Origin of the sequence: Methyloversatilis sp. NSM2, assembly GCF_038066675.1 — a bacterium.
Classification (GTDB): Bacteria; Pseudomonadota; Gammaproteobacteria; order Burkholderiales; family Rhodocyclaceae; genus Methyloversatilis; species Methyloversatilis discipulorum_A.
In genome coordinates, this window is the sequence record NZ_JBBUKV010000008.1 from 41,743 (window position 1) to 62,771 (window position 21,029).

The following is a 21,029-nucleotide window of genomic DNA, read 5'->3' on the forward strand; positions in this document are numbered from 1 at the left end:
ATGCGCCCCGCGATGCCCCGCCCACACCTGTGCTCAGACTTCTCCACACCGCCGACTGGCAGATCGGCCGACAGTACGGACAATTCGACGCCGACGAGGCGGCACTGCTGGCCGAAGCCCGCATCGCCGCGGTCGAGCGGCTGGCCGCACTGGCGACCGAGCAGCGCGTCGATCTGGTGCTGGTCGCCGGCGACGTGTTCGACGCCCAGGGCATCGCCGACAAGACGGTGCTGCGGCTGTTCAACGCGACGCGCGCGCATGCCGGCCCGTGGGTCATGATTCCGGGCAATCACGACGCCGCACTCAGCGAATCGGTGTGGACGCGCGCGCAGCGGCTCAACGCGGTGCCCGACAACGTGCACCTGTGCCTGCGCGCCGAGCCGTTGCAGTTCGACGGGCTGAACGCCGTCGTGCTGCCGGCGCCGCTGACCCAGCGCCACACCTACAACGACCTGACCGACTGGTTTGCCGCCGCCGACACGCCGACCGGCGCGTTCCGCATCGGCATCGCGCACGGGGCGGTGCAGGGCCTGCTCGCCGAAGGCATCGATTCCGCCAACCCGATTGCCGCTGACCGCGCCGCCCAGGCAAGGCTGGACTATCTCGCGCTCGGCGACTGGCACGGCTGCCGTCAGGTCGATCCGCGCTGCTGGTACAGCGGCACGCCAGAAACCGACCGCTTCCGCAACAACGATTCCGGCCGCGCACTCATCGTCGACATCGACGCGCCGGGCGAGGTGCCACGGGTAACGCCGGTGGATACCGGCCGCTACCGCTGGCGCAGCGACACCGCGACGCTGCAGGTGGCGAGCGACGTCGATGCGCTGTGTGCGCTGCTCGGCGCGCTCGCAGCGGATGACGTGCTGCAGCTCGACATCGATGGCCGCACCGACCTCGACGGCCTGAAGCGCATCCGCGACGCGATCACGCAGGCGCGCGGCCGCGCGCGCGCCGTGCTGGCCGAGCTCGACCGCGTGCGCATCGAACCGACCGCCGACGACCTCGAACAACTGGCCGCCGAAGGCTATCTGGGCGAGGTGATTGCCGATCTGCGCGCCGCGCAGGACGGCGCCGACGGCGACACCGCGCGCGACGCGCTGGTGCTGCTGGCCGGCCTGCTCGACGCGCGCCGCGCGGGAGTGGTGCGATGAAGATCAGCCGCCTGCGCGTTGACCAGTTCCGTCGCTTCCGCCAGCCCTTCGAACTGCGCGACCTCGACCCCGGCCTCAATCTGTTCGTCGGCCCCAACGAAGCCGGCAAGAGCACGCTGGTCGCCGCGCTGCGCGCCGCCTTCTTCGAGCGCCACCGCTCCGGCACGGTCGAGCATCTCCGTCCCTGGGGCGATGCCAGTGCTGCGCCCGAAGTCGAACTGGATTTCGAACTCAACGGCACGCCCTGCCGCCTGAGCAAGCGCTTCCTCGGCAAGAAGCGCTGCACGCTGCAGTTCGGCACGCGAACCTACGACGGCGCCGAAGCCGAGGACTTCATCGCCGAACAGCTCGGCTTCGCCTTCGCCGCCAAAGGGTCGAGCAAGGCCGAGCACTGGGGCATTCCCGGCCTGCTGTGGATGGAACAGGGCAGCGCGCAGGACATCCGCGCCGCCGTCACGCACGCCACCGATCACCTGCGCACCGCGCTGAACGCCTCGCTCGGCGAAATCGCCGGTGGCGACGGCGACGACGTGACGAACGAGGTGGAGCGGCTGCGCAACGAGTTGCTGACGCCGTCGTCCGATCGTCCGCGCGGCGCCTATGCCGAAGCGCTGCAGGCAGAGCAGTCGCTGCGCGAAGCGCTGGCGAAAGTAGACGACGATCTGCTCGCCTTCCGCCAGAAGGTGGACCGGCTGGCACAACTGCGCCGCGAGCACGACGCCGACGCCGCACAGCGGCCATGGGAGGACCTGCGCGCGCGGGCTGCCGCAGCAGCAACCGCACTGCGCGAAGCGCAGTCGCTGCAGGAACGTCTGCACGTCGAGAAGCGCTCGGCGCAATCACTGCAGGAACGCGCCGATCTGTTGCGTCAGCAGCTCGATCGCTGGGCGACCGAGGCGAGCGACGCACAGTCGCGTGCCGAGGCGGTGACAACCGCGCAGCGCGCGCTCGACGACGCACTCGCGCTCGCCACGCCCTGGCAGCAGCGCGAACGCGATGCGCAGACGCAACACGACGCGGCCCGCCGTACGCTGGCGCTGACGCGCGCACGCGACAACCGGCGCGCGCTGGTGCGCGATCTGGACGAACTCCGCCACAAGGGCGAAGCACTGGCCGCCACGCTGGCGCAGGCCGAAGCCGAACAGGCGCGCCAGCTTGCCCTGCAGGCCGAAGTGGCGGCCCTCGAAATCAGGGCCGGCGATCTGAACGCACTGCGCGATCAGGCGCGGCAGCTGCGCGAACTGGACATCCGGCGCACGGCGATCGCCACCCGGCTGCGCTTCGCACTCGACGCCGGGCGCGAACTGCGCATCGGCGACGCCGTGCTCAGCGGCGACGGCGAGCGCCTGCTGCTCGACGCCACCACGCTGACGCTGCCCGGCTACGGCCGGCTGCGCATCGAACCGGGCGGCGGCGACCTCGCCGCGCTGGCGCGCGAAGCGGCCGAACTGCAGGACCGCCACGCCAGTGCGCTGGCCCGGCTCGGCCTCGCCTCGCTCGACGCCGCCGAGGCGCGCCAGCAGCAGCACGCGCACAAGCTGTCCGACCTGAAGGCGGCGCAGGCGACGCTGAAGGCGCTGGCGCCACAGGGCGTCGATGCGCTGCGCGCCGAAGGCGCCGCGCTCGCCGGCCGTGCGGCCGAACTGAGGCAGCGACTGACGGCGCAGGCGGACGAAGGCGACGACGCGCTGCCGCCGGTCGCCGAAGCCGAGGCGGCCGAAGACACCGCGCGCCGCGCGCTGGCCGAGGCAACGCGTCGCCTGGCCGACGCACGCAATGGCTGCACGGCGGCGCAGGCAGCGCTGGAAGCCGCGCAACGCGAGCTGACCGCAGCCCGCGCCCGGCTCGACGACCCGGCGCGCGCGCAACAACTGGCCGACACCCGCGTCGCGCTGACCGACGCACTGGCGCAGCAGGAAGCGGCCGCGCTGCGCATCGACGAACTCGCGCGCCAGCTCGACGCCGCCCGCCCGCAGGCGCTGGCGCAGGACGTCGAGCGCTACACGCGCAGCGCCGAGCAGATCGAGCGCAGCTTCGCGCAGCGGCGCGACGCGCTCACCGTGCTCGAAGTCGAACTGCAGGCGGCCGGCGCGCAGGGCCTGGACGAACGCCGCGCCGCGCTGGCGCGCGACCACGCTGCCGCCGAGCGCCGCGCCGGCCAGCTGGCGCGCCGTGCCCGCGCACTCGACCTGCTGCTGCGCAAGTTGCGCGACAAGCGGCACGCGCTGACGCAGCGGCTGCAGGCGCCGCTGCAGGCACATCTGAACCACTATCTCGGTCTGCTCTTCCCGGGTGCGCGCATCGCCCTCGACGACAGCCTGAGCCCCGGCCCGCTGACGCGCGACAGCGCCGCCGGCAGCGAAAGCGGCGAGGTCGACGAACTGAGCTTCGGCGCGCGCGAACAGATGGGCGTGATCGCCCGCCTCGCCTATGCCGATCTGCTGAAGGCGGCCGGCAAGCCGACGCTCATCATCCTCGACGACGCGCTGGTGCACAGCGACGACGCACGCCTGGAGCGCATGAAGCGCGTGCTGTTCGATGCCGCGCGGCGCCACCAGGTATTGCTGTTCACCTGTCATCCGGACAAGTGGCGCGACATGGGCGTGCCGGTGCGCACACTGGAGACCGCTTTGTAAGCGGGGTTTGCCTCACGGGCAGACGGCGGAACTGCATGCGCGGCGCCGGATCGGAGCAGCATTGCCGCCAACCGACGGAGTGCCGATGAATCCCGACAACGCCCTGCTCACCATTGCCCTGTTCGCCGCCTTCGCCGACGGCGTCAAGGACGACCGCGAGCGCGAACACGTGCGCCGCTTTGCCGAATCGCTCGGCGCGCAGGCGCCCGACCTGCCGCGCCTCTACCAGGACGTGCTGCTCAAGCGCGTCACGCTGCGCGACGCGACCTCGGCGCTGGGCGATCTCGGCCAGCGCCAGTTCGCCTACGAAATGGCACTGTGCATCTGCGACGCCGACGGTCGCCAGTGCGACACCGAACGCGCCTTCCTCGCCGACCTGAAGCGCCAGCTCTGCCTCGACGGCGACGCCCAGGTGGCCGACGCCGAAAGCAAGGCGGACGCGCTGGCCAATCTCGACGAGTACGCACCTGCCGCGGTCACCGCACCCGCAGCCGTCACCGCATCTGTCGCGGCCGCGCAGCCGGCGCCATCAGACGCCGAACTCGACAAGACCATCCTGAACTACGCCATCCTGAATGGCGCGCTTGAACTGCTGCCGCAGACCTGGGCATCGGTCGCCATCATTCCGCTGCAGATCAAGATGGTCTATCGCATCGGCCGCGCGCACGGCTACGAACTCGACCAGGGCCACATCAAGGAATTCCTCGCCACGGTCGGCGTCGGCCTCACCTCGCAATACCTCGAACAGTTCGGCCGCAAGCTGCTCGGCGGCCTGCTTGGCAAGATGGCCGGCAAGACGGTCGGCGGTCTCGGCCGCGCCGCCACCGGCATGGCCTTCTCGTTCGCCAGCACCTACGCGCTCGGTCACATCGCCAAACGCTATTACGCCGGCGGCCGGCAGATGAGCGCAGCGGCGCTGCAACAAGGCTTCCAGCAGATGCTTGAACCGGCGAAGAAGCTGCAGGCGGACTACCTGCCGCAGATGCGCCAGCGCGCATCCGGCCTGGACGCCGGGCAGATCATGGCGATGGTGCGCGGCGGCTGAGCGTGACCGGTCGGTTTGCGCTGGCGCAACGGGCCTGACGCAGCGGCAGTGCACAATGGCGGCCCCCGCGGTCCGCGGGCGAGAAACCGATCATGAATGGGTAGGCCGTGAGTTCACTTCCGAAATGTCCGCAGTGCAGTTCCGAATACACCTACGAGGACGGCAGCATGTACGTCTGTCCGGAATGCGCGCACGAGTGGCCGCAGCAGGCCGCCGAAGCCGCCGATCAGGCGCGCGTCGTGAAGGACGCCTACGGCAACGTGCTGACCGACGGCGACAGCGTCACGCTGATCAAGGACCTGAAGGTGAAGGGCTCGTCGTCGGTGCTGAAGGTGGGCACCAAGGTGAAGTCCATCCGCCTGGTCGAAGGCGACCACGACATCGACTGCCGCATCGACGGCTTCGGCGCGATGCAGCTGAAGTCGGAGTTCGTGAAGAAGGTCTGAAAAGGCGTGAAGGAGGCGGCCGCATGCGGACGGGAGACGGGCTGTTTCTTCAGAAATTTCGCCGTTTGCGCAAATTGACCGAAAATTGCTCGCCGCATCGCCCACCCGCGGTACTTTCCCGGTCATGGACAGAAGACGCACCGCCCCACTCGAAGCCGTAATTGACCTCCTGCTCGACGCCGTCTGCGTCGTGGACGAGTTCGGGCACTTCGTATTCGTCAGCGCCGCCTTCGAACGCATCTTCGGCTACAGCTGTGACGAGGTGATCGGGCGCCGCATGATCGACCTGGTGCTGCCTGAGGACCGCGAGCGCACGCTGCGTGCGGCGGCCGAAATCATGTCGGGCGAACCCAAGCTCAGCTTCGAGAACCGCTACGTGCGCAAGGACGGCGCCATCGTGCACATCCTGTGGTCGGCGCGCTGGTCGGAAAGCGAGCGGCTGCGCGTGGCGATCGCGCACGACATCACCGCGCGCCGGCGCGCCGGCGACATGCAGGCGGCGATGTACGCGATGTCCGAGGCCGCGCACGTGGCGACCGACCTGTTCGATCTGCTGGCGCGCGCGCATCGCATCGTCGCCGACCTGCTGCCGGCCGAGCGCATGATGGTGGGTGTGCGCAACGAGATCGACGGCGCGCTCAACATCGCCTACGCGGCCGACGCGCACGGCGATCCGGTCGATGGCCTGCCGTCGCGCTGCATCGATTTCTGTGCCGACGTGGTGGCGCGCGGCGAAACCCGACTGATGGCCGGCGAACGCGGCGAAACCTGGCTCGGCGCACCGCTGGTGTCGGCCGACGGCTGCCTCGGCGCGCTGGCGTTGAAGCGCGCCCCCGGCGCGCCGGTGTTCACCGAACGCGATCGCGAACTGCTCAACTTCGTCGCCACCCAGATCGCCACCGCACTGGAACGCATGCAACTGCAGACGCGGCTGCGCCGCATGGCGCAGTACGACGGTCTGACCGGCCTGCCGAACCGCGCACTGCTGCACGACCGCATCGAAACGGCAATCGCCGCCGCGCGGCGCGCCAAGGGTCGGCTCGCCCTGCTCTATCTCGACCTCGACCGCTTCAAGGAAGTGAACGACACGCTGGGTCACGCCGCCGGCGACGTGCTGCTGCACGACGTGGCGCAGCGCCTGCGCCAGTGCGTGCGCGACGCCGACACGGTGGCGCGCATCGGCGGCGACGAATTCGTCGTGCTGCTGGCCGACGTGCGCCGCATGGAGGACGCCGAAACGGTGGCCGACAAGATCCGCGACGTGCTGGCCAGTCCGGTGACGATGGACGGCCACGAACTCACGGTTGGCGCCAGCATCGGCATCGCCCGCTGGCCGGAGAACGGCGACAGCGCGAAGGATCTGCTGCTGATCGCCGACGCCGCGATGTACGCGGCCAAGCGGCGGCGCTGAGCGCACTCAGCGCGCGGTCAGCTGCGGTTTCAGGCTGCGGCTCAGCGCCAGCTTGCGCACGATGGACGAGAAGGAGCGCATCTGGCTTGCCTGCTGCCGGCTGCCGCGCTTCCACAGGATGCCCGGCGTGCGGATCGGTGTCGGACTTTCCAGCAGCACACGCTTCAGCCCTGACTGCGGCGTCACCGCGTTCGCCGCGACGACCGAGCCGATCTGCGTGCGCGCCACCAGTCCCAGCATCGGAGCGATCGTGTTCATCTCCGCCACCACCTGAGGTTCGGCGCCACAGGCGCGGAAGCACTCGTCGAGCATGACGCGGGTAGCGAATTCCTTGGGCAGCAGCACCAGCTGCTGACGGTGCAGTTCGACCAACCGTACCTTCTTGCGGTTGGCCAGCGGGTGGTCGTCGGCCACCACCAGCACCATTTCCTCATTGTACAGCGGCTCGAACCACAGATCGTCCGGCGCTGCGGGCCGGTAGGCAATGCCGAGGTCCAGCTCGCCCGACTTCACCTTGGCACTGATGTCGTCGGCCGACAGTTCCTCGACGATGACGCGCGCGGTCGGATGACGGGTCAGGAAGATGGCGACGCACTCCGGTATGAAACCGAGGTTGAAGGTGTGCGTCGCGCCCACTCTCACCTCGCCGGCAAGGTCACCCGACGCTTCCTTCAGCGCGCCGATGCCCTGGTCGACCGCACCCAGCGCCTGGCTGGCGTATTCGAGGAACAGTTCGCCGGCGTCGGTGAGCAGCACCTTCTTGCCGACGCGCTCGAACAGCGTCTTGTCCAGTTCCTCCTCCAGCTGGCGGATCTGGTGAGACAGCGTCGATTGCGTGACATGAACCCGCTCGGCCGCCCGGGTGAAGTTGAGGCATTCGGCGAGGGTGACAAAGTAGCGCAGATGTCTCAGCTCCATGCTCGGGTACCTCAGACTCAACTATCGATGCCATAGATGGTAACGATGAAAATTCATCATTTCTACATCTTGTAAGCGCTCTCTATCCTCCACTCAACAAAGCGTCACCGACCCGCAATCGAGGCGGATGACGCACAGGAACCGGAGGAGAAGAGATGACCCACCCCGTGGGCGCGGACCTGACACAGGCCGTGCTGGCCCGACTGGACAGCTGCAGCGACCCGCGCTTCAAGGCAGTGATGAGCGCGCTGGTGGCGCACCTGCACGCCTTCATGCGCGAGGTCGACCTTACGCCCGACGAATGGATGGCCGGCATCGAATTCCTGACCGAGACCGGACGGACGTGCGACGCGCAGCGTCAGGAGTTCATTCTGCTGTCGGACACCCTCGGCGCGTCCATGCTCGTGGTGGCACTGCAGCAGGCACGCGCCCTCGGCAGTGGCCAGGGCGCGACGGAGGCGACCGAAGCGACGGTGCAGGGCCCCTACTATCTGGACGGCGCACCCGATCGCCCCCTGGGCGCCGACATCGGCGAGGGTGTTCCGGGCGAGCCGACCTTCTACGCCGGCCGCGTCACAGATACCGAGGGCAATCCGGTCGCCGGTGCACTGCTCGACGCCTGGTCCGGCGACGGCGAAGGGGTGTGCGACATGGCGGCTGGAGGACGGCGCGGCATGCCGGCGCGCGGCCGCTTCCGCACCGACGACCAGGGCCGCTACTGGTTCTGGTCCATCCGTCCGGGTCACTACCCGGTACCGACGGACGGCCCGGTCGGCCGCATGCTCGAACGCATGGGCAGCCATCCGAACCGCCCTGGCCACATCCACATGAAGGTGTCGGCGACCGGCTTCGTGCCGGTGACCACCCATCTCTTCGTCGCCGACAGCCTCTATCTCGATTCCGACGCCGTGTTTGGTGTGCGCGACAGCCTGATCGTCGATTTCGACGCGCACGGGCCGGGCGAAGCACCGGACGGCCGCCTGCTCGACCGGCCCTACTGGTCGGCCCACTACGACTTCCGCCTCGCCCCGTTCGCGCGATAGGCGTACGCCGCACTTCGGTGCGGCCTCACGAGGACAGAACAATGAAGATAGGCAAGGAAGTGATTCCGAGAACGGCGATCTCGACCTCGGACGAGCACTCCATCACCGTGCGCGGTGCCGATCTGTGCGCGGACCTGATCGGTCGCATCGGTTTCACCGAGTATTTCCATCTGCTGGTGACCGGTCGCCGCGCCACACCGGCAGCGACCGCCATCATTGACGCGACGCTGGTCGCCATCGCCGAACATGGGCTGGTGCCCAGCGTGCAGGCCAGCCGCATGACGCTGGCCGCGGCGCCCGACGCGCTGCAGGGTGCGGTGGCGGCCGGCATTCTGGGTTGCGGCTCGGTCATCCTCGGCGCGTCGGAAACAGCCGGCCGGCTGTTCCACGAAGTCGAACAGCGCGCCGCCAGTGGCGACATCGACGCCGCGGCACGCGAGGTGGTGCAGGCCTGGCGCGCCGCGAAGAAGGCCATTCCGGGTTACGGACATCCGCAGCACAAGGCGCGCGACCCGCGCGTCGATGCACTGTTCGCGGTGGCGCGCGAGCAGGCCATCGACCTGCGCTACGTGGCGATTGCCGAAGCGGTCGAACGGGCGATTCCCGACGTCATCGGCAAGGACCTCAAGCTCAATGTGTCGGCCGCCATTCCGGCGCTGCTGCTGGGCGTGGGCTTTCCGCTGGAAGCGCTGAAGGGCGTACCGATACTGGCGCGCACCGCTGGCCTGATCGCCCACCTGACAGAAGAGCTGCAGCGTTCCATCGGCTTCGCGCTGTCCTACCAGGCGACACGCGAAGCGCAGTACGACGGCGAACCGGCACGCGACGGAGCAGCGGAATGAGCGGCGTGCTCGACGGCGTGCGTGTGATCGAACAGGGCACCTTCATCACCGGCCCGGCAGCCGGGATGATTCTTGGCGATCTGGGCGCGGACGTGATCAAGGTCGAGCAGCCGGAATCGGGGGACCCCTTCCGCGCCTTCAAAGGTGGCCTCTACAGCCCGCACTTCCAGACCTACAACCGCAACAAGCGCAGCATCGCGCTGAATCCGAAGAACGCCGACGACCTGGCGGTATTCGACGACCTGATACGCAGCGCCGACGTCTACATCCAGAACTTCCGTCCGGGCGCGGCGGAACGCCTCGGGGCGGGCGAGGCGCGATTGCGTGCGCTGAACCCGCGACTGATCTATTGCGCCATCAGTGGCTTCGGGCAGACCGGCCCGGCTGCACAACGGCCGAGTTACGACACGGTCGCACAGGCTGCGAGCGGATATCTGAAGCTGCTGGTGAACCCGGCGGATCCGCGCGTCGTGGGGCCAGCCGTCGCCGACGCGATGACCGGCTACTACGCGGCCTTCGGCATCCTCGGCGCGCTGTACGAGCGCGCACGCACCGGCGTCGGCCGCACGGTCGAGGTGTCGATGCTGGAGGCGATGTGCCACTTCAATCTCGATGCCTTTACCCACCTGCTGTCGGAAGGCGAGGTGATGGGACCGTTCAGCCGCCCCAGCGTCTCCCAGTCCTACGTCATGCGCTGCAGCGACGGCAAGTGGCTGGCGCTGCACATGTCTTCGCCGGAAAAGTTCTGGCAGGGACTGGCCGACGCCATGGGCCGGCCGGACATCTTCAGCGACCCGCGCTTCTGCTCGCGCGAGGCGCGCATCGATCACTACGAAGAACTGATCGCGCTGATGCGCGACATCTTCGCGACCGACACGCGTGCCGCCTGGTGCATACGGCTGGCCGAACGCGACGTGCCGCACGCGCCGATGTACGACACGGACGAAGTGCTGACCGACCCGCAGGTGCGCCATCTCGAACTCGAGGTCAGCGCGCGCCATCCGCAGATGGGCCCGTTCCGGACCATCCGCTTCCCGGTGTCCTTCGACGGCCGGCGCGCCTTCGACGTGCAGCCGCCGCCGCTGCTCGACGAGCACGCCGACGACATCCGCAAGAGCTTGCAGCAGAACGACGACGGCCCGTCGCACAAGGGCAGCGACTGAAGGAAGGCAGACACACGACGCAAGGCCCCGCTCGTCCGGAGCCGCACATACCAAGAAGGAGGAGACATGAAAAAGAAACACGCACCGCAGCCGGGCAGGAACAGGCGCTCATGCCGCAAGGCGTTGCCGCTGGCCATCGCCGCCATGGCCGGACTGGGCGGCTCGGCGCCGGCCATGGCGTTCGAAATCGAGTCCGGCAATCCGGACGTGAAGATGCGCTGGGACAACACGGTGAAGTACTCGAACGCCTGGCGCCTCGAAGACCGCTCACGCACGCTGACCAGCGACATCAACCAGGACGACGGCAACCGCAATTTCGGCCGCGGCCTGATTTCCAATCGAATCGACCTGCTGTCCGAGTTCGACCTGAGCTACAAGGGCAGCTATGGCCTGCGGCTGAGCGGCGCCGGCTGGTACGACACGGAGTACCAGCGCTCGAACGACAACAACTCGCCGACCACGATCAACCAGCTGTCGCGCCCGTCGGACGAGTTCGTCGACGCGACCCGCGACCTGCACGGCGGACGCGCGGAATGGCTGGATGCGTTCGTCTATGCCAACGGCGAGCGCGGCAACGTCCGCCTCGGCCGCCACTCCATCCTGTACGGCGAAACGCTGTTCTTCGGCGCCAACGGTATCGCCGCTGCGCAGTCGCCGACCGACATCGTGAAACTGCTGTCGGTGCCGAACTCGCAGTTCAAGGAAATCATCCTGCCGGTGAACCAGGTGTCGGGCCAGATCCAGCTGACCGACACGGTTTCGCTCGGCGCCTACTACCAGTTCGAGTTCCGCAAGAACCGCATTCCGGGTGTCGGCAGCTATTTCTCCGGCGCCGACGTGCTCGGCTCGGGTACGGAGCGCTTCCTGTTTGCACCGGGCGTCGGTGTGCCGCGTGTCGAAGACGGCAATGCGCCGGATTCCGGACAGGGCGGCGTGCAGCTGCGCTGGCGCCCGGAAGGCACGGACATCGAATTCGGTTTCTACGCCGTGCGTTATCACGACAAGAACTTCCAGGTCTATCTGCGGCCGGTGGCGGGCGAACTGCAGATGGTCTATCCGGAGGACGTGCGCGCCTATGGTGTGAGCTTCAGTACAGAGATCGCTGACTTCAATCTTGCAGGTGAGTTTTCAGTCCGCCGCAACACGCCGCTGGTCAGCGGGCCGGTGGTCGACATGAGCCCCACCGGTGTGGCCGACAACGACAGCAATGCGCTCTATGCAATCGGCAATTCCGCACACGCCAACCTGTCGGCCATCTTCTTCCTGAACCGGTCGAAGTTCTGGGACAACGCCTCGCTGGTGGGCGAAATCGCCTGGAACCGGCGTACCAGCATCACGAAGAACGCGGCAGAGCTGGATCCGAACACCTCGCGTGACGCCTGGGGTCTGCGCTTCGTGTTCGAACCGCAGTGGTTCCAAGCCGCACCCGGGCTCGATCTGTCGATGCCCATCGGCCTTGGCTACAACCCGAAGGGCAATTCGTCCGTGGTGCAACTGTTCAACGGCGGCGTCGAGCACGGCGGTGACCTGTCCATCGGCGTCAAGGGTGTCTATCAGCAGGTGTGGCGCGGCGGCATCAACTACACGCATTACATCGGCCGTGCCGGCAACGCACTGGGCACCGACGCCAACCTCACCTTCCGACAGAACTACGCGGACCGCGATTTCATCTCGGTTTCGCTGCAGCGCACTTTCTAAAAACACCGGAGACGGCACATGATTTCGATGAAAACCCTCGCGGCCGCGCTGGTGGCCGCATCGCTGGCAAGTACGGGCTGGGCGGCCGTGACCGCCGATGAAGCCGCAAAGCTCAAGTCGGAACTGACACCGCTGGGCGGCGAGAAGGCGGGCAACAAGGACGGCAGCATTCCTGCGTGGAACGGTGGCTACACCAAGGTTCCGGCCGGCTACAAGAGCGGCCAGCCGCGGCCCGATCCGTTCGCCGACGAGAAGCCGCTGTACACCGTGACGGCGGCCAATATGGCGCAGTACGCGGACAAGCTGGACGAAGGGCAGCAGTACCTGCTCAAAAAGTATCCGGACTACAAGATCAACGTCTACCCCACGCACCGGAGCGCGGCCGCGCCGCAATGGGTGTATGACGAAACGTTCAAGAACGCCACGCGCGCAAAGATGGATGGCGATTCGGTCATCGATGCATACGGCGGCATTCCTTTCCCGATTCCGAAAACCGGTGCGGAACTGCTCTGGAATCACTCATTGCGCGTGCGTTCGCAGGGCTATCGCCAGGCCTTCCGTACCTACACCATCGATACGAACGGCACTTCTTCGCTGGCCAGCGGCGCGGTGAACGAGGTGACGATTCCGTACTACACGAAAGGTCTGTCCCCGGAGCACATCAAGAACAACGGTGGCGCGTACTACCAGAACCTTCAGTCGGTCGAATCGCCTTCGATCCGCGCAGGGGAAATGCTTATGTACTACGACCAGCTGGACAACACGCGACCGGCCTGGCAGTACCTCGTCGGTCAGCGCCGTGTCCGTCGCGCGCCGACCATCTGCTGCGACACACCGAACTTCGTGGCCTCCGGTGTCGACTTCTTCGATCAGGTGTTCGTCTGGTTCGGCCCTGCGACCAACTATGACTGGAAGATCGCCGGCAAGAAGGAACTCATCATTCCCTACAACAACAACCGGCTCGTTGCATCGAAGCCGGAGGACGCGATGAGCAAGCACTTCGTGAATCCCGAGCTCGTCCGTTGGGAGGTTCACCGCGTCTGGGTGCTCGAAGGGACCGTCCGTCCCGGCAAGCGTGACGTGCGTCCGAAGCGCCGGCTCTACCTCGACGAGGACACGTACATCGCCGCGATCGGCAACACCTGGGATGCACAGGGAACCCTGTGGCACACCAGCTATGGTTTCCCGTGGATGCAGTACGAGATACCGGCTGTCGGCCAGGAAACCTACACGACGCTGGACCTTATCAAGGGCACGTACTCCTACACGACGATGAGCGATCAGCACAACCAGATCCAGGTCATCGATCCACTTCCTCCCAGCTACTACACGCCGGAATCGCTGTCTCGCCGCGGAGTGCGGTGAGGCGAGCCGGCCATGCCCGCGACCGGTCGGCCCGTCTGCAGGAGGGGTACGGTCGCCGGGCGGCTGTGGAACAGGACAACAAGTGATGACCCGGGGAGTGCAACATGAGCAGCATTGAAGAATCCGTTCTGATCGTCGGGGCAGGACCGACCGGCCTGATCCTTGCGCATGAACTTTTGCGCCGAAACGTGCCGGTACGCCTGATCGAAAAGAGAAAGGGGCCTTCGCACACGACGAGGGCGATGACGGTGCACGCGCGCTCGATGGAAATGTTCGAGCACATGGGCATTGCGCACCGACTCGAGGAGGTCTGTCTCCAGTGCCCGGGCAACATCTATCACTTTCCCCATCTGCCGGAGAGCGAGCAGCCGCGCACCGACTACCGCGTGCTGCCGACGCGCTTCGCGTTCTACTACAAGATCAACCAGAACGACTTCGAACAGGTCCTGCGCGAGCACCTGTTCTCCCAGTACAGCCTGAAGCCGGAGTACAGGACGGAGCTGGTGGGGCTGAGCCAGGATGCTGGGTCGGTTGAAGCCCGGATCATGCGGCCGGACGGAACGGTCGATACCCGCCGGCATTCATGGGTTGTCGGTTGCGACGGCGTACGCAGTTTCGTACGCGGCGCCGCCGGCATCGATTTCCCCGGCGAAGAAGTGGCCGCAATGGCCATGATGGACGTCGAGCTCACCGACGTGAACTTTGACGACCACTGGATGAACTACTTCTTTGACGAGGAGTTGTTCATGAACTGCACCAAGCTGCCGGGCCGGTGCTGGCGCATCTACATGAGCGAGCCGACAGGTGCGCTGGTCCATGCCGATGATGCACGCGCCGCCTTTCAGACCGTGGCGGACCGGCTGGGCATCGGCATGAAGATCGGAGAGCCCGAGTGGGCGACGGCCTGGGCGATCCGGAACAACATCGCCGACCGCTATCGAAACGGTCGCATGCTCATCTGCGGTGATGCATCGCATGTGCACTCGCCTTCGGGTGGCCAGGGCATGAACGGGTGCATGCAGGACGCCTTCAACCTCGGCTGGAAGCTTGCGGCCGTCTTCAAGGGGCTGGCGGCCGAAACCGTGCTCGACAGTTACGAGCGCGAGCGCAAACCGATCGGTGAGCAGATCACCGAAGGGGCGATGGCGACGCACGAAATCGTGATGGGTTTCGGCATCGCACCGGAGGAGCGCCTGCACTACACGCAGGAGCCCGGCTGGGAGGCCCGCACGATACAGCTCGTGTCCGGGCTGTCGCACAACTACCGCGACGTGGCGCTCGTGCCGCCGGTGATTCATGCCGTGGCAGGCCCGCGGGCAGGCGAGCGGGCACCGGACGCACTGCTGGTGCGCGAACCCCGGAAGCGCCTTTACGACGTGTTCAGACATCCGCGATTCACCCTGCTCGTGGTGCCGGGCGCTGATGTGGACAGCCATCTGTCCGCCGGGCGTGCCTTGCGCGACGAACTGGAGCGGCGCTATCCGTCCCAGGTCGTGGCCTGCCTGGTTCCGCAGGGGAACACACGGATGTCCGAGCATCCGGACCCCGACCGGGCGACCAAGGCGACGGCCTCGCCGGAAGGCCGTGGCGATGACACGGGATTCGATTTCGACCATCGGGTATGTGACGAAACGGGCGAAATCCTGGCGCGTTATGGCATCGGTCCCGAGGGCCGGCTCATCCTGGTTCGCCCGGACCTGTATGTCGGCATGAGCTGCGTGCCGGAGGAGGCGGCGGCCATGCTTGGCTACCTCGAACAGTGGTTCCGGCCGATCAGCGGATGCGCGGCATGAGCACCGGTTCCGCACGGTACGCGTTCAGTGCGCGGGAGAGCACATGAAGGTTCTGGACATTCTGGTCAGACACAACATGACCCTTGACCGGTTGGCGGCGGCCGTCGACTTCTACTGCGGTCTGCTTGCCGCGCCGGTCGAGCTGGATCTGGATCTGCTGGACGGCCGGCTGCGCGTCGTGCAGGTCGGAAAGATGGTCCTGGTGGGCTATCACCCGCAAATCGCGTCTGCGATCTCCATGGCAGGCGCCGTCTATCTGGTTCGGGATATCGAATCCTTCCGGACAGCCCTGAGCGCACAGGGGTGCGAAACGCTCGAAGCGCTGACGGATGTGGTCACCGGCAAGGTGATGGTGATGAAGCATCCGGACGGCCTGGTGGTCGAGTATGTGGAGCATCTCGATGCCGTGCGGACCGCCGGTTCAGGAGAGCATCGATGAACGGAAGTTTTCTCCGCACGGCAGTGCGACGCGGCGCAGGCGGCTGCGCGCTGCTGGCGCTTATTGCCGGCGCGGGTGCGGCGATCCAGGCAACGGCGGGAAACGCGGCCGGTTCGCTCGATCCGCTTGATCCGCTGTCGCGAAAGGCGGCCGTGGTGCCGAATGCGCCGGCCTCCGTATTGATTGCCGCAACGCGTGCCGATCAGCGTGTGATCGTCGCCGGTGAGAACGGCATCGTTCTGTTCAGCGACGACGCCGCTGCGCACTGGCAGCAGGCTGCGGTGCCGGTGAGCGTCACGCTGACCGCAATGAGTTTCGCGGATGCGGAACGGGGCTGGGCTGTCGGCCACAGTGGTGTGGTGCTGGCCACCACCGATGGCGGCCGGACCTGGACGCGTCAGCTCGATGGTCGTGCCATCGCCGGCCTGCCGGAAGAAGCAGCCGCAGGCGCGGACGATGGCGATCCGCCACCGCTGCCCAATGCGGGCGATCCGCTGCTCGACGTGCTGTTCCTCGATGCGAACGAAGGTTTCGCCATCGGTGCGTTCGGACTGTTCCTGCACACCGCCGACGGCGGTGCGCACTGGACGCGGGCATCCGCACGTCTGCCCAATCCGGATGGCAACCACCTGTACGGCATCCGCCTGATCGGCGACCGCCTGTATGTGGTGGGCGAACGCGGCGCGGTATTCGTGTCGTCTGACCGCGGTGCGCACTTCGAGGCGCTGAAGACGCCGTATGAAGGCAGCTTCTTCGGCCTTACCGGCAATGCCGACGGCGCCGTCGTGGTGTTCGGTCTGCAGGGGCGGGCTTTCGTGTCGACCGATCACGGTGTGCACTGGAACGACGTGGGCGGCGACGGCAGCAGCGCCTGGACCGGTGGCGCCACGCTGGACGATGGCCGGATGGTGCTGGTCGGCCAGGCGGGCGACGTTCGGTTGCAGCAGGCGGCAGGCGGACGCTTTGACGGATGGACGGGCAAACAGCCGCCGCTGTCAGCGGTGGCGGCCGGCCCGGACGGGCGACTGGTGGCGGTGGGGCCGCGTGGCGTGCATGTGATCGAAATGGCTGCGGCCACACAGGGGAGTGAACAACCGTGATTCCGACGCCTCCGCAAGATGCGGTCGTCTTCGACGCGACCGGGCAAGGCTTCGATGCGCAGTCCGGCAGCTGGGCCGAGCGCCTGTTCTTCAACAACCGGCTGTTGGTGATCGCCCTGTGCGCACTGGCCACGCTGCTGCTCGGCGATCAGGCCACGCGCCTGCAGCTGGCAGCGAGTTTCGAGCGCATGCTGCCGACGGATCATCCGTATGTGCAGAACTTCCGCGCCCACGAGAAGCAGCTCGCCGGCTCCGGCAACGTGCTGCGCATCGTGGTGGCCACCGAAGGCGACAGCATTTTCGATCCGGCCTATATGGACACGCTGCGCCGGATCAACGACGAGGTCTATCTGCTGCCCGGTGTCGATCGCGCCTACATGAAGTCGCTGTACATGTCGGCGGTACGCTGGGTGGCGGTAACCGACCAGGGACTGGAAGGCGGGCCGGTCATGCCGGACGGATTCGACGGATCTCCGGACAAGCTGGCGGAGCTGCGCAGCAACATCGAGCGGTCAGGACAGATCGGTCAGCTTGTGGCGGCGGACTTCCGCTCCAGCGTGCTGCAGGTGCCGCTGATCGATCGTGACTTCAACAGCGGACGGCCGCTGGATTACCAGGCGCTGAACGCGAAGCTGGAGGATCTGCGTGCGAAGTACGCATCCGACGGCATTCACATCCACATCACCGGCTTCGCCAAGGTGGCGGGCGACCTGATCGACGGCATGCGGCAGATCCTCGTGTTCTTCGCCGTGGCCATCGGCATCTGCAGCGCGGTGCTGTACGGCTACACCCGCTGCGTGCGCAGCACCGGACTGGTGATGGCCTGTTCGCTGGTGGCGGTGGTGTGGCTGCTCGGCCTGCTGCCACTGCTCGGCTTCGAACTGAACCCGTACTCGATACTGGTGCCCTTCCTGGTGTTCGCCATCGGCATGAGCCACGGCGCGCAGAAGATGAACGGCATTATGCAGGACATCGGTCGCGGGGCGCCGAAGTGGGTGGCCGCGCGGCTCACCTTCCGCCGGCTCTTCCTCGCCGGTCTGACCGCGCTGCTGGCCGACGCGGTGGGATTCGCCGTGCTGATGATCATCCGCATCCCGGTCATCCAGGATCTGGCGCTGGCCGCCAGCCTGGGCGTAGCGGTGCTCATCTTCACCAATCTCGTGCTGCTGCCAGTGCTGCTGTCCTACACCGGCGTCAGTCCGGTTGCCGCAGCGCGCAGCCTGCGCGCCGAACAGGCCGGCGAGGACGGCAACAAACACGCGTTCTGGGCCTTCCTCGATCTGTTCACGCAACGTCGCTGGGCGACGCGGGCCGTCATCGGTGCGGCGGTGCTGGGCATCGCCGGATTCGTGGTGAGTCTGAACCTGAAGATCGGCGATCTCGATCCGGGGGCGCCGGAACTGCGCGCTGATTCACGCTACAACCTGGACAACGCCTACGTGATCGGCCACTACGCCGCCAGCAGCGACGTCTATACGGTCATGATCCCGACGCCCAAGGACAGCTGCTCGAAGTACGGCACGCTGCTGCGGGTGAACGAGCTGGAGTCGCGCCTGCGCGCGCTGCCGGGCGTCGAATCCACGGTGTCCTTCGTCGGCACCGCGAAGAGCGGCATGGTGGGTTTCGCCGAAGGCAATCCGAAGTGGTACGAACTGTCGCGCGACCAGGCCAGCATCAACTCGGTGACCCAGTACGCCCCGCGCGAGACGCTGGACGCACAGTGCAGCTTCCTCACCATCCAGACCTTCCTGAAGGATCACAAGGCGGACACGCTGGAGGCGGTCGCGTCGGTCGTCGATGCCTTCGGCGCCGAGTACAACGGGCCCGACGCGCAGTTCCTGTCGGCCGCCGGCAATGCAGGCATCGAGGCGGCGACCAATATCGTCGTGCGTCAGGCCAACCGCGAAATGCTCGCGCTGGTGTACGTCGCCGTGGTGGTGCTGTGCTTCGTCACCTTCCGCTCCTGGCGCGCCGTGGTGTGCGCGGTGGTGCCGCTGGTACTCACCTCCATCCTGTGCGAGGCGCTGATGGTCTGGCTGGGCATAGGCGTCAAGGTGGCGACGCTGCCGGTGGTGGCGCTGGGCGTGGGCATAGGCGTGGATTACGCGCTGTATGTGCTGAGCGTGACGCTGGCCAATCTGAAGGCGGGACGCACGCTGTCGCAGGCCTATTACGGCGCCCTGCTGTTCACCGGCAAGGTGGTCGTGCTGACCGGCGTCACGCTGGGCATCGCGGTCGCTACCTGGGCCTTCTCGCCGATCAAGTTCCAGGGCGACATGGGCATCCTGCTCGCCTTCATGTTCGTCTGGAACATGCTGGGCGCGCTCATCCTGCTGCCCGCACTCGCCTACTTCCTGCTGCGCCGCGACGTGCAGCAGGATGCTGTGTCGAAACCCGTCGCGGTCGAGCACGGCCTCGCCGCCTGAACCGGCCATCCCACATCAAGGAGGAGCACACCATGAGTCTTCAGAACTGGACCCCCAGCGACATCGACCTGGACCGCGCACGCGAGGTCGCCGCCCAACGTCGCGCCACCAACAAGGTGAAGATGCTGCACCACCACGCCTTCCGCTGCCGCAGCGCGGAAGAGACGCGCGCCTTCTACGAGGGCATTCTCGGCTTTCCGCTGGTCGCCGCCTGCATCGAGCCCATCGATCCGCTGACCAACGAACCCAAGCCCTACATGCACCTCTACTTCGAACTGGCCGACGGCAGCGCGCTGGCCTTTTTCGATTACCCGGCGCACTTCACGCCGGCGGACTTCCCGGAGGTGGACCAGTTCGGCCATCACATCGCGATGGAAGTGAGCGGCGGCCACGAAACCATAGACGGCTACAAGAAGAAGCTGCAGGACGCAGGCATCGACGTGCTGGAAATCGATCACGGCTACTGCCGCTCGATCTACTTCTACGACCCGAACGGCATGCGGGTCGAATTCGCCACCAACGTGACGGTGACCGAGCGCTTCTTCGCCGACAAGTACCAGTCGGTCGATGCCGACATGGCGCAGTGGAAGAAGATCCGTGCGCAGCACTTCGGCGAGGGCGCGAAGGCCTGAAGCGCCGACGGTGGATGACATGACGCAACACATTCCGCGCCCGGCCTTCTTGCGCCACGACTGCGTGTCCGAGGACGGCTGCCGTATCGCCTGGTGGTCGGCCGGCAATCCCGACGGATTTCCGGTCGTGCTGCTGCACGGCTTCGCGCTCGACCACACGGTGTGGGCGCCGCTTTACGCACAAGTAGCATTGCTCGAACGCTGCCGTCTGGTCATGCCCGACCTGCGCGGTCACGGCGCATCGGACCGCATGCCGACAGCGGCCCACTACACCTCGGGCGACGCCTGGGCGGCCGACCTGGACGCCGTCATCCGCGCCTCGGGCGTGGTGCGGCCGACCGTGGTCGCCTGGTCCTTCGGTGGTCGCAGCGTGCTCGACCATGCGCGCCGCTACGGCACCGACGGGCTGCACGGCATCCAGTTCGTGGCAGCTGCCAGCCTCGCGCATTTCGCCTCGGCAGGACCGGATCACGTCGTTCTCGAAGCGCTTTGCGCGGAGGACGAAGCCACGGTTGCCGACGCGACAGCGCGCTTCATCGGCGACGTGCTGGGCGTGCCGCGCGACAGCGCCGACTTTGCCGCACTGACCGCGGTCGCGGCGCGCTGTCCGGTCGAGCACCGGCGCTGGATGCGCCAGCGCGGGCTGGATTACGACGCGCTGATCGGCGGTCTCGACCTGCCGCTGATGTGGGTGAACGGCGCGCACGACGGCATCGTGCTGCCGTCGCGCGCCGACGTGTTCCGAGCACTGCTGCCCGATACCCGCACATCGATCCATGCCGGTGCACGCCACGCGCCCTTCCGCGACGATCCGGCGCGCTTCGCCCGCGAACTGCTGGATTTCATCACCGATCCGCCGCCCTGCCGGCGCGCCGCTCGCGCGGTCGCGCGGCACGGCTGAGCGAGGCCATACAGAACATC

Annotated in this window: 17 protein-coding genes; 16 read left to right on the plus strand and 1 reads right to left on the minus strand. The window is 67.0% G+C overall.

All coding sequences use genetic code 11. The annotated features are described in order from the left end of the window. The first annotated feature begins 29 nt into the window (after window positions 1–29). From WJU27_RS15565 to WJU27_RS15585, 5 genes are all read left to right on the plus strand, one after another. Entirely contained in the window at window positions 30–1,151 is a 1,122-nt protein-coding gene (locus WJU27_RS15565) for a metallophosphoesterase family protein (RefSeq protein WP_341422658.1), read from the plus strand. After that, window positions 1,148–3,787, plus strand: a complete 2,640-nt coding sequence (locus tag WJU27_RS15570; RefSeq protein WP_341422659.1) for an AAA family ATPase — start codon at window positions 1,148–1,150, stop codon at window positions 3,785–3,787. Before WJU27_RS15565 ends, WJU27_RS15570 begins: the two co-directional genes overlap by 4 nt. 85 nt (window positions 3,788–3,872) lie before the next feature. Continuing rightward, complete coding sequence (locus WJU27_RS15575) at window positions 3,873–4,832, plus strand: YcjF family protein (RefSeq protein ID WP_020163006.1); 960 nt, start codon at window positions 3,873–3,875, stop codon at window positions 4,830–4,832. A gap of 107 nt (window positions 4,833–4,939) precedes the next feature. After that, window positions 4,940–5,278 (plus strand): zinc ribbon domain-containing protein YjdM, encoded by a 339-nt coding sequence (locus tag WJU27_RS15580; RefSeq protein WP_020163005.1) that lies wholly within the window; start codon window positions 4,940–4,942, stop codon window positions 5,276–5,278. Between the two features lie 124 nt (window positions 5,279–5,402). Continuing rightward, a complete protein-coding gene (locus WJU27_RS15585; protein WP_341422660.1) occupies window positions 5,403–6,689 on the plus strand; it encodes a sensor domain-containing protein in 1,287 nt (428 codons plus the stop codon). Window positions 6,690–6,695: 6 nt separating this feature from the next. Here WJU27_RS15585 and WJU27_RS15590 read toward each other — a convergent pair whose 3' ends face one another. Beyond that, window positions 6,696–7,607 (minus strand): LysR substrate-binding domain-containing protein, encoded by a 912-nt coding sequence (locus WJU27_RS15590; RefSeq protein WP_019915790.1) that lies wholly within the window; start codon window positions 7,605–7,607, stop codon window positions 6,696–6,698. A 155-nt stretch (window positions 7,608–7,762) separates the two neighbouring features. Here WJU27_RS15590 and WJU27_RS15595 point away from each other — a divergent pair, with 155 nt between their 5' ends. The 11 genes from WJU27_RS15595 (at window position 7,763) to WJU27_RS15645 (ending at window position 21,009) form a co-directional block, all read left to right on the plus strand. Then, a complete protein-coding gene (locus WJU27_RS15595; protein ID WP_341422661.1) occupies window positions 7,763–8,650 on the plus strand; it encodes a dioxygenase family protein in 888 nt (295 codons plus the stop codon). Window positions 8,651–8,691: 41 nt separating this feature from the next. Then, window positions 8,692–9,492 (plus strand): citryl-CoA lyase, encoded by an 801-nt coding sequence (locus WJU27_RS15600; protein WP_341422662.1) that lies wholly within the window; start codon window positions 8,692–8,694, stop codon window positions 9,490–9,492. Further along, the gene (locus tag WJU27_RS15605) at window positions 9,489–10,655 is read left to right on the plus strand and encodes a CaiB/BaiF CoA transferase family protein (protein WP_341422663.1); all 1,167 of its coding nucleotides are present in this window, start codon (window positions 9,489–9,491) and stop codon (window positions 10,653–10,655) included. The genes WJU27_RS15600 and WJU27_RS15605 overlap by 4 nt, the downstream gene beginning before the upstream one ends. Window positions 10,656–10,721: 66 nt before the next feature. Beyond that, window positions 10,722–12,353, plus strand: coding sequence for a DUF1302 domain-containing protein (locus WJU27_RS15610; RefSeq protein ID WP_341422664.1), 1,632 nt, complete (start codon window positions 10,722–10,724; stop codon window positions 12,351–12,353). A gap of 18 nt (window positions 12,354–12,371) precedes the next feature. Next, window positions 12,372–13,718: a DUF1329 domain-containing protein gene (locus WJU27_RS15615; RefSeq protein ID WP_019915795.1), complete on the plus strand. Its 1,347-nt coding sequence runs from the start codon at window positions 12,372–12,374 to the stop codon at window positions 13,716–13,718. A 104-nt stretch (window positions 13,719–13,822) separates the two neighbouring features. Beyond that, complete coding sequence (locus WJU27_RS15620) at window positions 13,823–15,511, plus strand: FAD-dependent monooxygenase (RefSeq protein WP_341422665.1); 1,689 nt, start codon at window positions 13,823–13,825, stop codon at window positions 15,509–15,511. 43 nt (window positions 15,512–15,554) lie between these two features. Further along, window positions 15,555–15,950 (plus strand): VOC family protein, encoded by a 396-nt coding sequence (locus WJU27_RS15625; protein WP_019915797.1) that lies wholly within the window; start codon window positions 15,555–15,557, stop codon window positions 15,948–15,950. Continuing rightward, window positions 15,947–17,050 carry a YCF48-related protein gene (locus tag WJU27_RS15630; protein WP_341422666.1) on the plus strand — a complete coding sequence of 368 codons (1,104 nt, stop codon included), beginning with the start codon at window positions 15,947–15,949 and terminating at the stop codon, window positions 17,048–17,050. Before WJU27_RS15625 ends, WJU27_RS15630 begins: the two co-directional genes overlap by 4 nt. After that, entirely contained in the window at window positions 17,047–19,476 is a 2,430-nt protein-coding gene (locus WJU27_RS15635) for an efflux RND transporter permease subunit (protein ID WP_341422667.1), read from the plus strand. Before WJU27_RS15630 ends, WJU27_RS15635 begins: the two co-directional genes overlap by 4 nt. Window positions 19,477–19,508: 32 nt before the next feature. Further along, the gene (locus WJU27_RS15640; protein WP_341422668.1) at window positions 19,509–20,108 is read left to right on the plus strand and encodes a VOC family protein; all 600 of its coding nucleotides are present in this window, start codon (window positions 19,509–19,511) and stop codon (window positions 20,106–20,108) included. Between the two features lie 19 nt (window positions 20,109–20,127). Then, window positions 20,128–21,009: an alpha/beta fold hydrolase gene (locus tag WJU27_RS15645; protein WP_341422669.1), complete on the plus strand. Its 882-nt coding sequence runs from the start codon at window positions 20,128–20,130 to the stop codon at window positions 21,007–21,009. The last annotated feature ends 20 nt before the right edge of the window (window positions 21,010–21,029 follow it).

Bases quoted from the DNA above. Each gene is read 5' to 3' on its own strand.
- WJU27_RS15570 (WP_341422659.1), top strand. From the start codon at position 1,148: ATGAAGATCAGCCGCCTGCGCGTTGACCAGTTCCGTCGCTTCCGCCAG.
- WJU27_RS15575 (WP_020163006.1), top strand. From the start codon at position 3,873: ATGAATCCCGACAACGCCCTGCTCACCATTGCCCTGTTCGCCGCCTTC.
- WJU27_RS15585 (WP_341422660.1), top strand. From the start codon at position 5,403: ATGGACAGAAGACGCACCGCCCCACTCGAAGCCGTAATTGACCTCCTG.
- WJU27_RS15590 (WP_019915790.1), bottom strand. From the start codon at position 7,607: ATGGAGCTGAGACATCTGCGCTACTTTGTCACCCTCGCCGAATGCCTC.
- WJU27_RS15595 (WP_341422661.1), top strand. From the start codon at position 7,763: ATGACCCACCCCGTGGGCGCGGACCTGACACAGGCCGTGCTGGCCCGA.
- WJU27_RS15600 (WP_341422662.1), top strand. From the start codon at position 8,692: ATGAAGATAGGCAAGGAAGTGATTCCGAGAACGGCGATCTCGACCTCG.
- WJU27_RS15605 (WP_341422663.1), top strand. From the start codon at position 9,489: ATGAGCGGCGTGCTCGACGGCGTGCGTGTGATCGAACAGGGCACCTTC.
- WJU27_RS15610 (WP_341422664.1), top strand. From the start codon at position 10,722: ATGAAAAAGAAACACGCACCGCAGCCGGGCAGGAACAGGCGCTCATGC.
- WJU27_RS15615 (WP_019915795.1), top strand. From the start codon at position 12,372: ATGATTTCGATGAAAACCCTCGCGGCCGCGCTGGTGGCCGCATCGCTG.
- WJU27_RS15620 (WP_341422665.1), top strand. From the start codon at position 13,823: ATGAGCAGCATTGAAGAATCCGTTCTGATCGTCGGGGCAGGACCGACC.
- WJU27_RS15625 (WP_019915797.1), top strand. From the start codon at position 15,555: ATGAAGGTTCTGGACATTCTGGTCAGACACAACATGACCCTTGACCGG.
- WJU27_RS15630 (WP_341422666.1), top strand. From the start codon at position 15,947: ATGAACGGAAGTTTTCTCCGCACGGCAGTGCGACGCGGCGCAGGCGGC.
- WJU27_RS15640 (WP_341422668.1), top strand. From the start codon at position 19,509: ATGAGTCTTCAGAACTGGACCCCCAGCGACATCGACCTGGACCGCGCA.
- WJU27_RS15645 (WP_341422669.1), top strand. From the start codon at position 20,128: ATGACGCAACACATTCCGCGCCCGGCCTTCTTGCGCCACGACTGCGTG.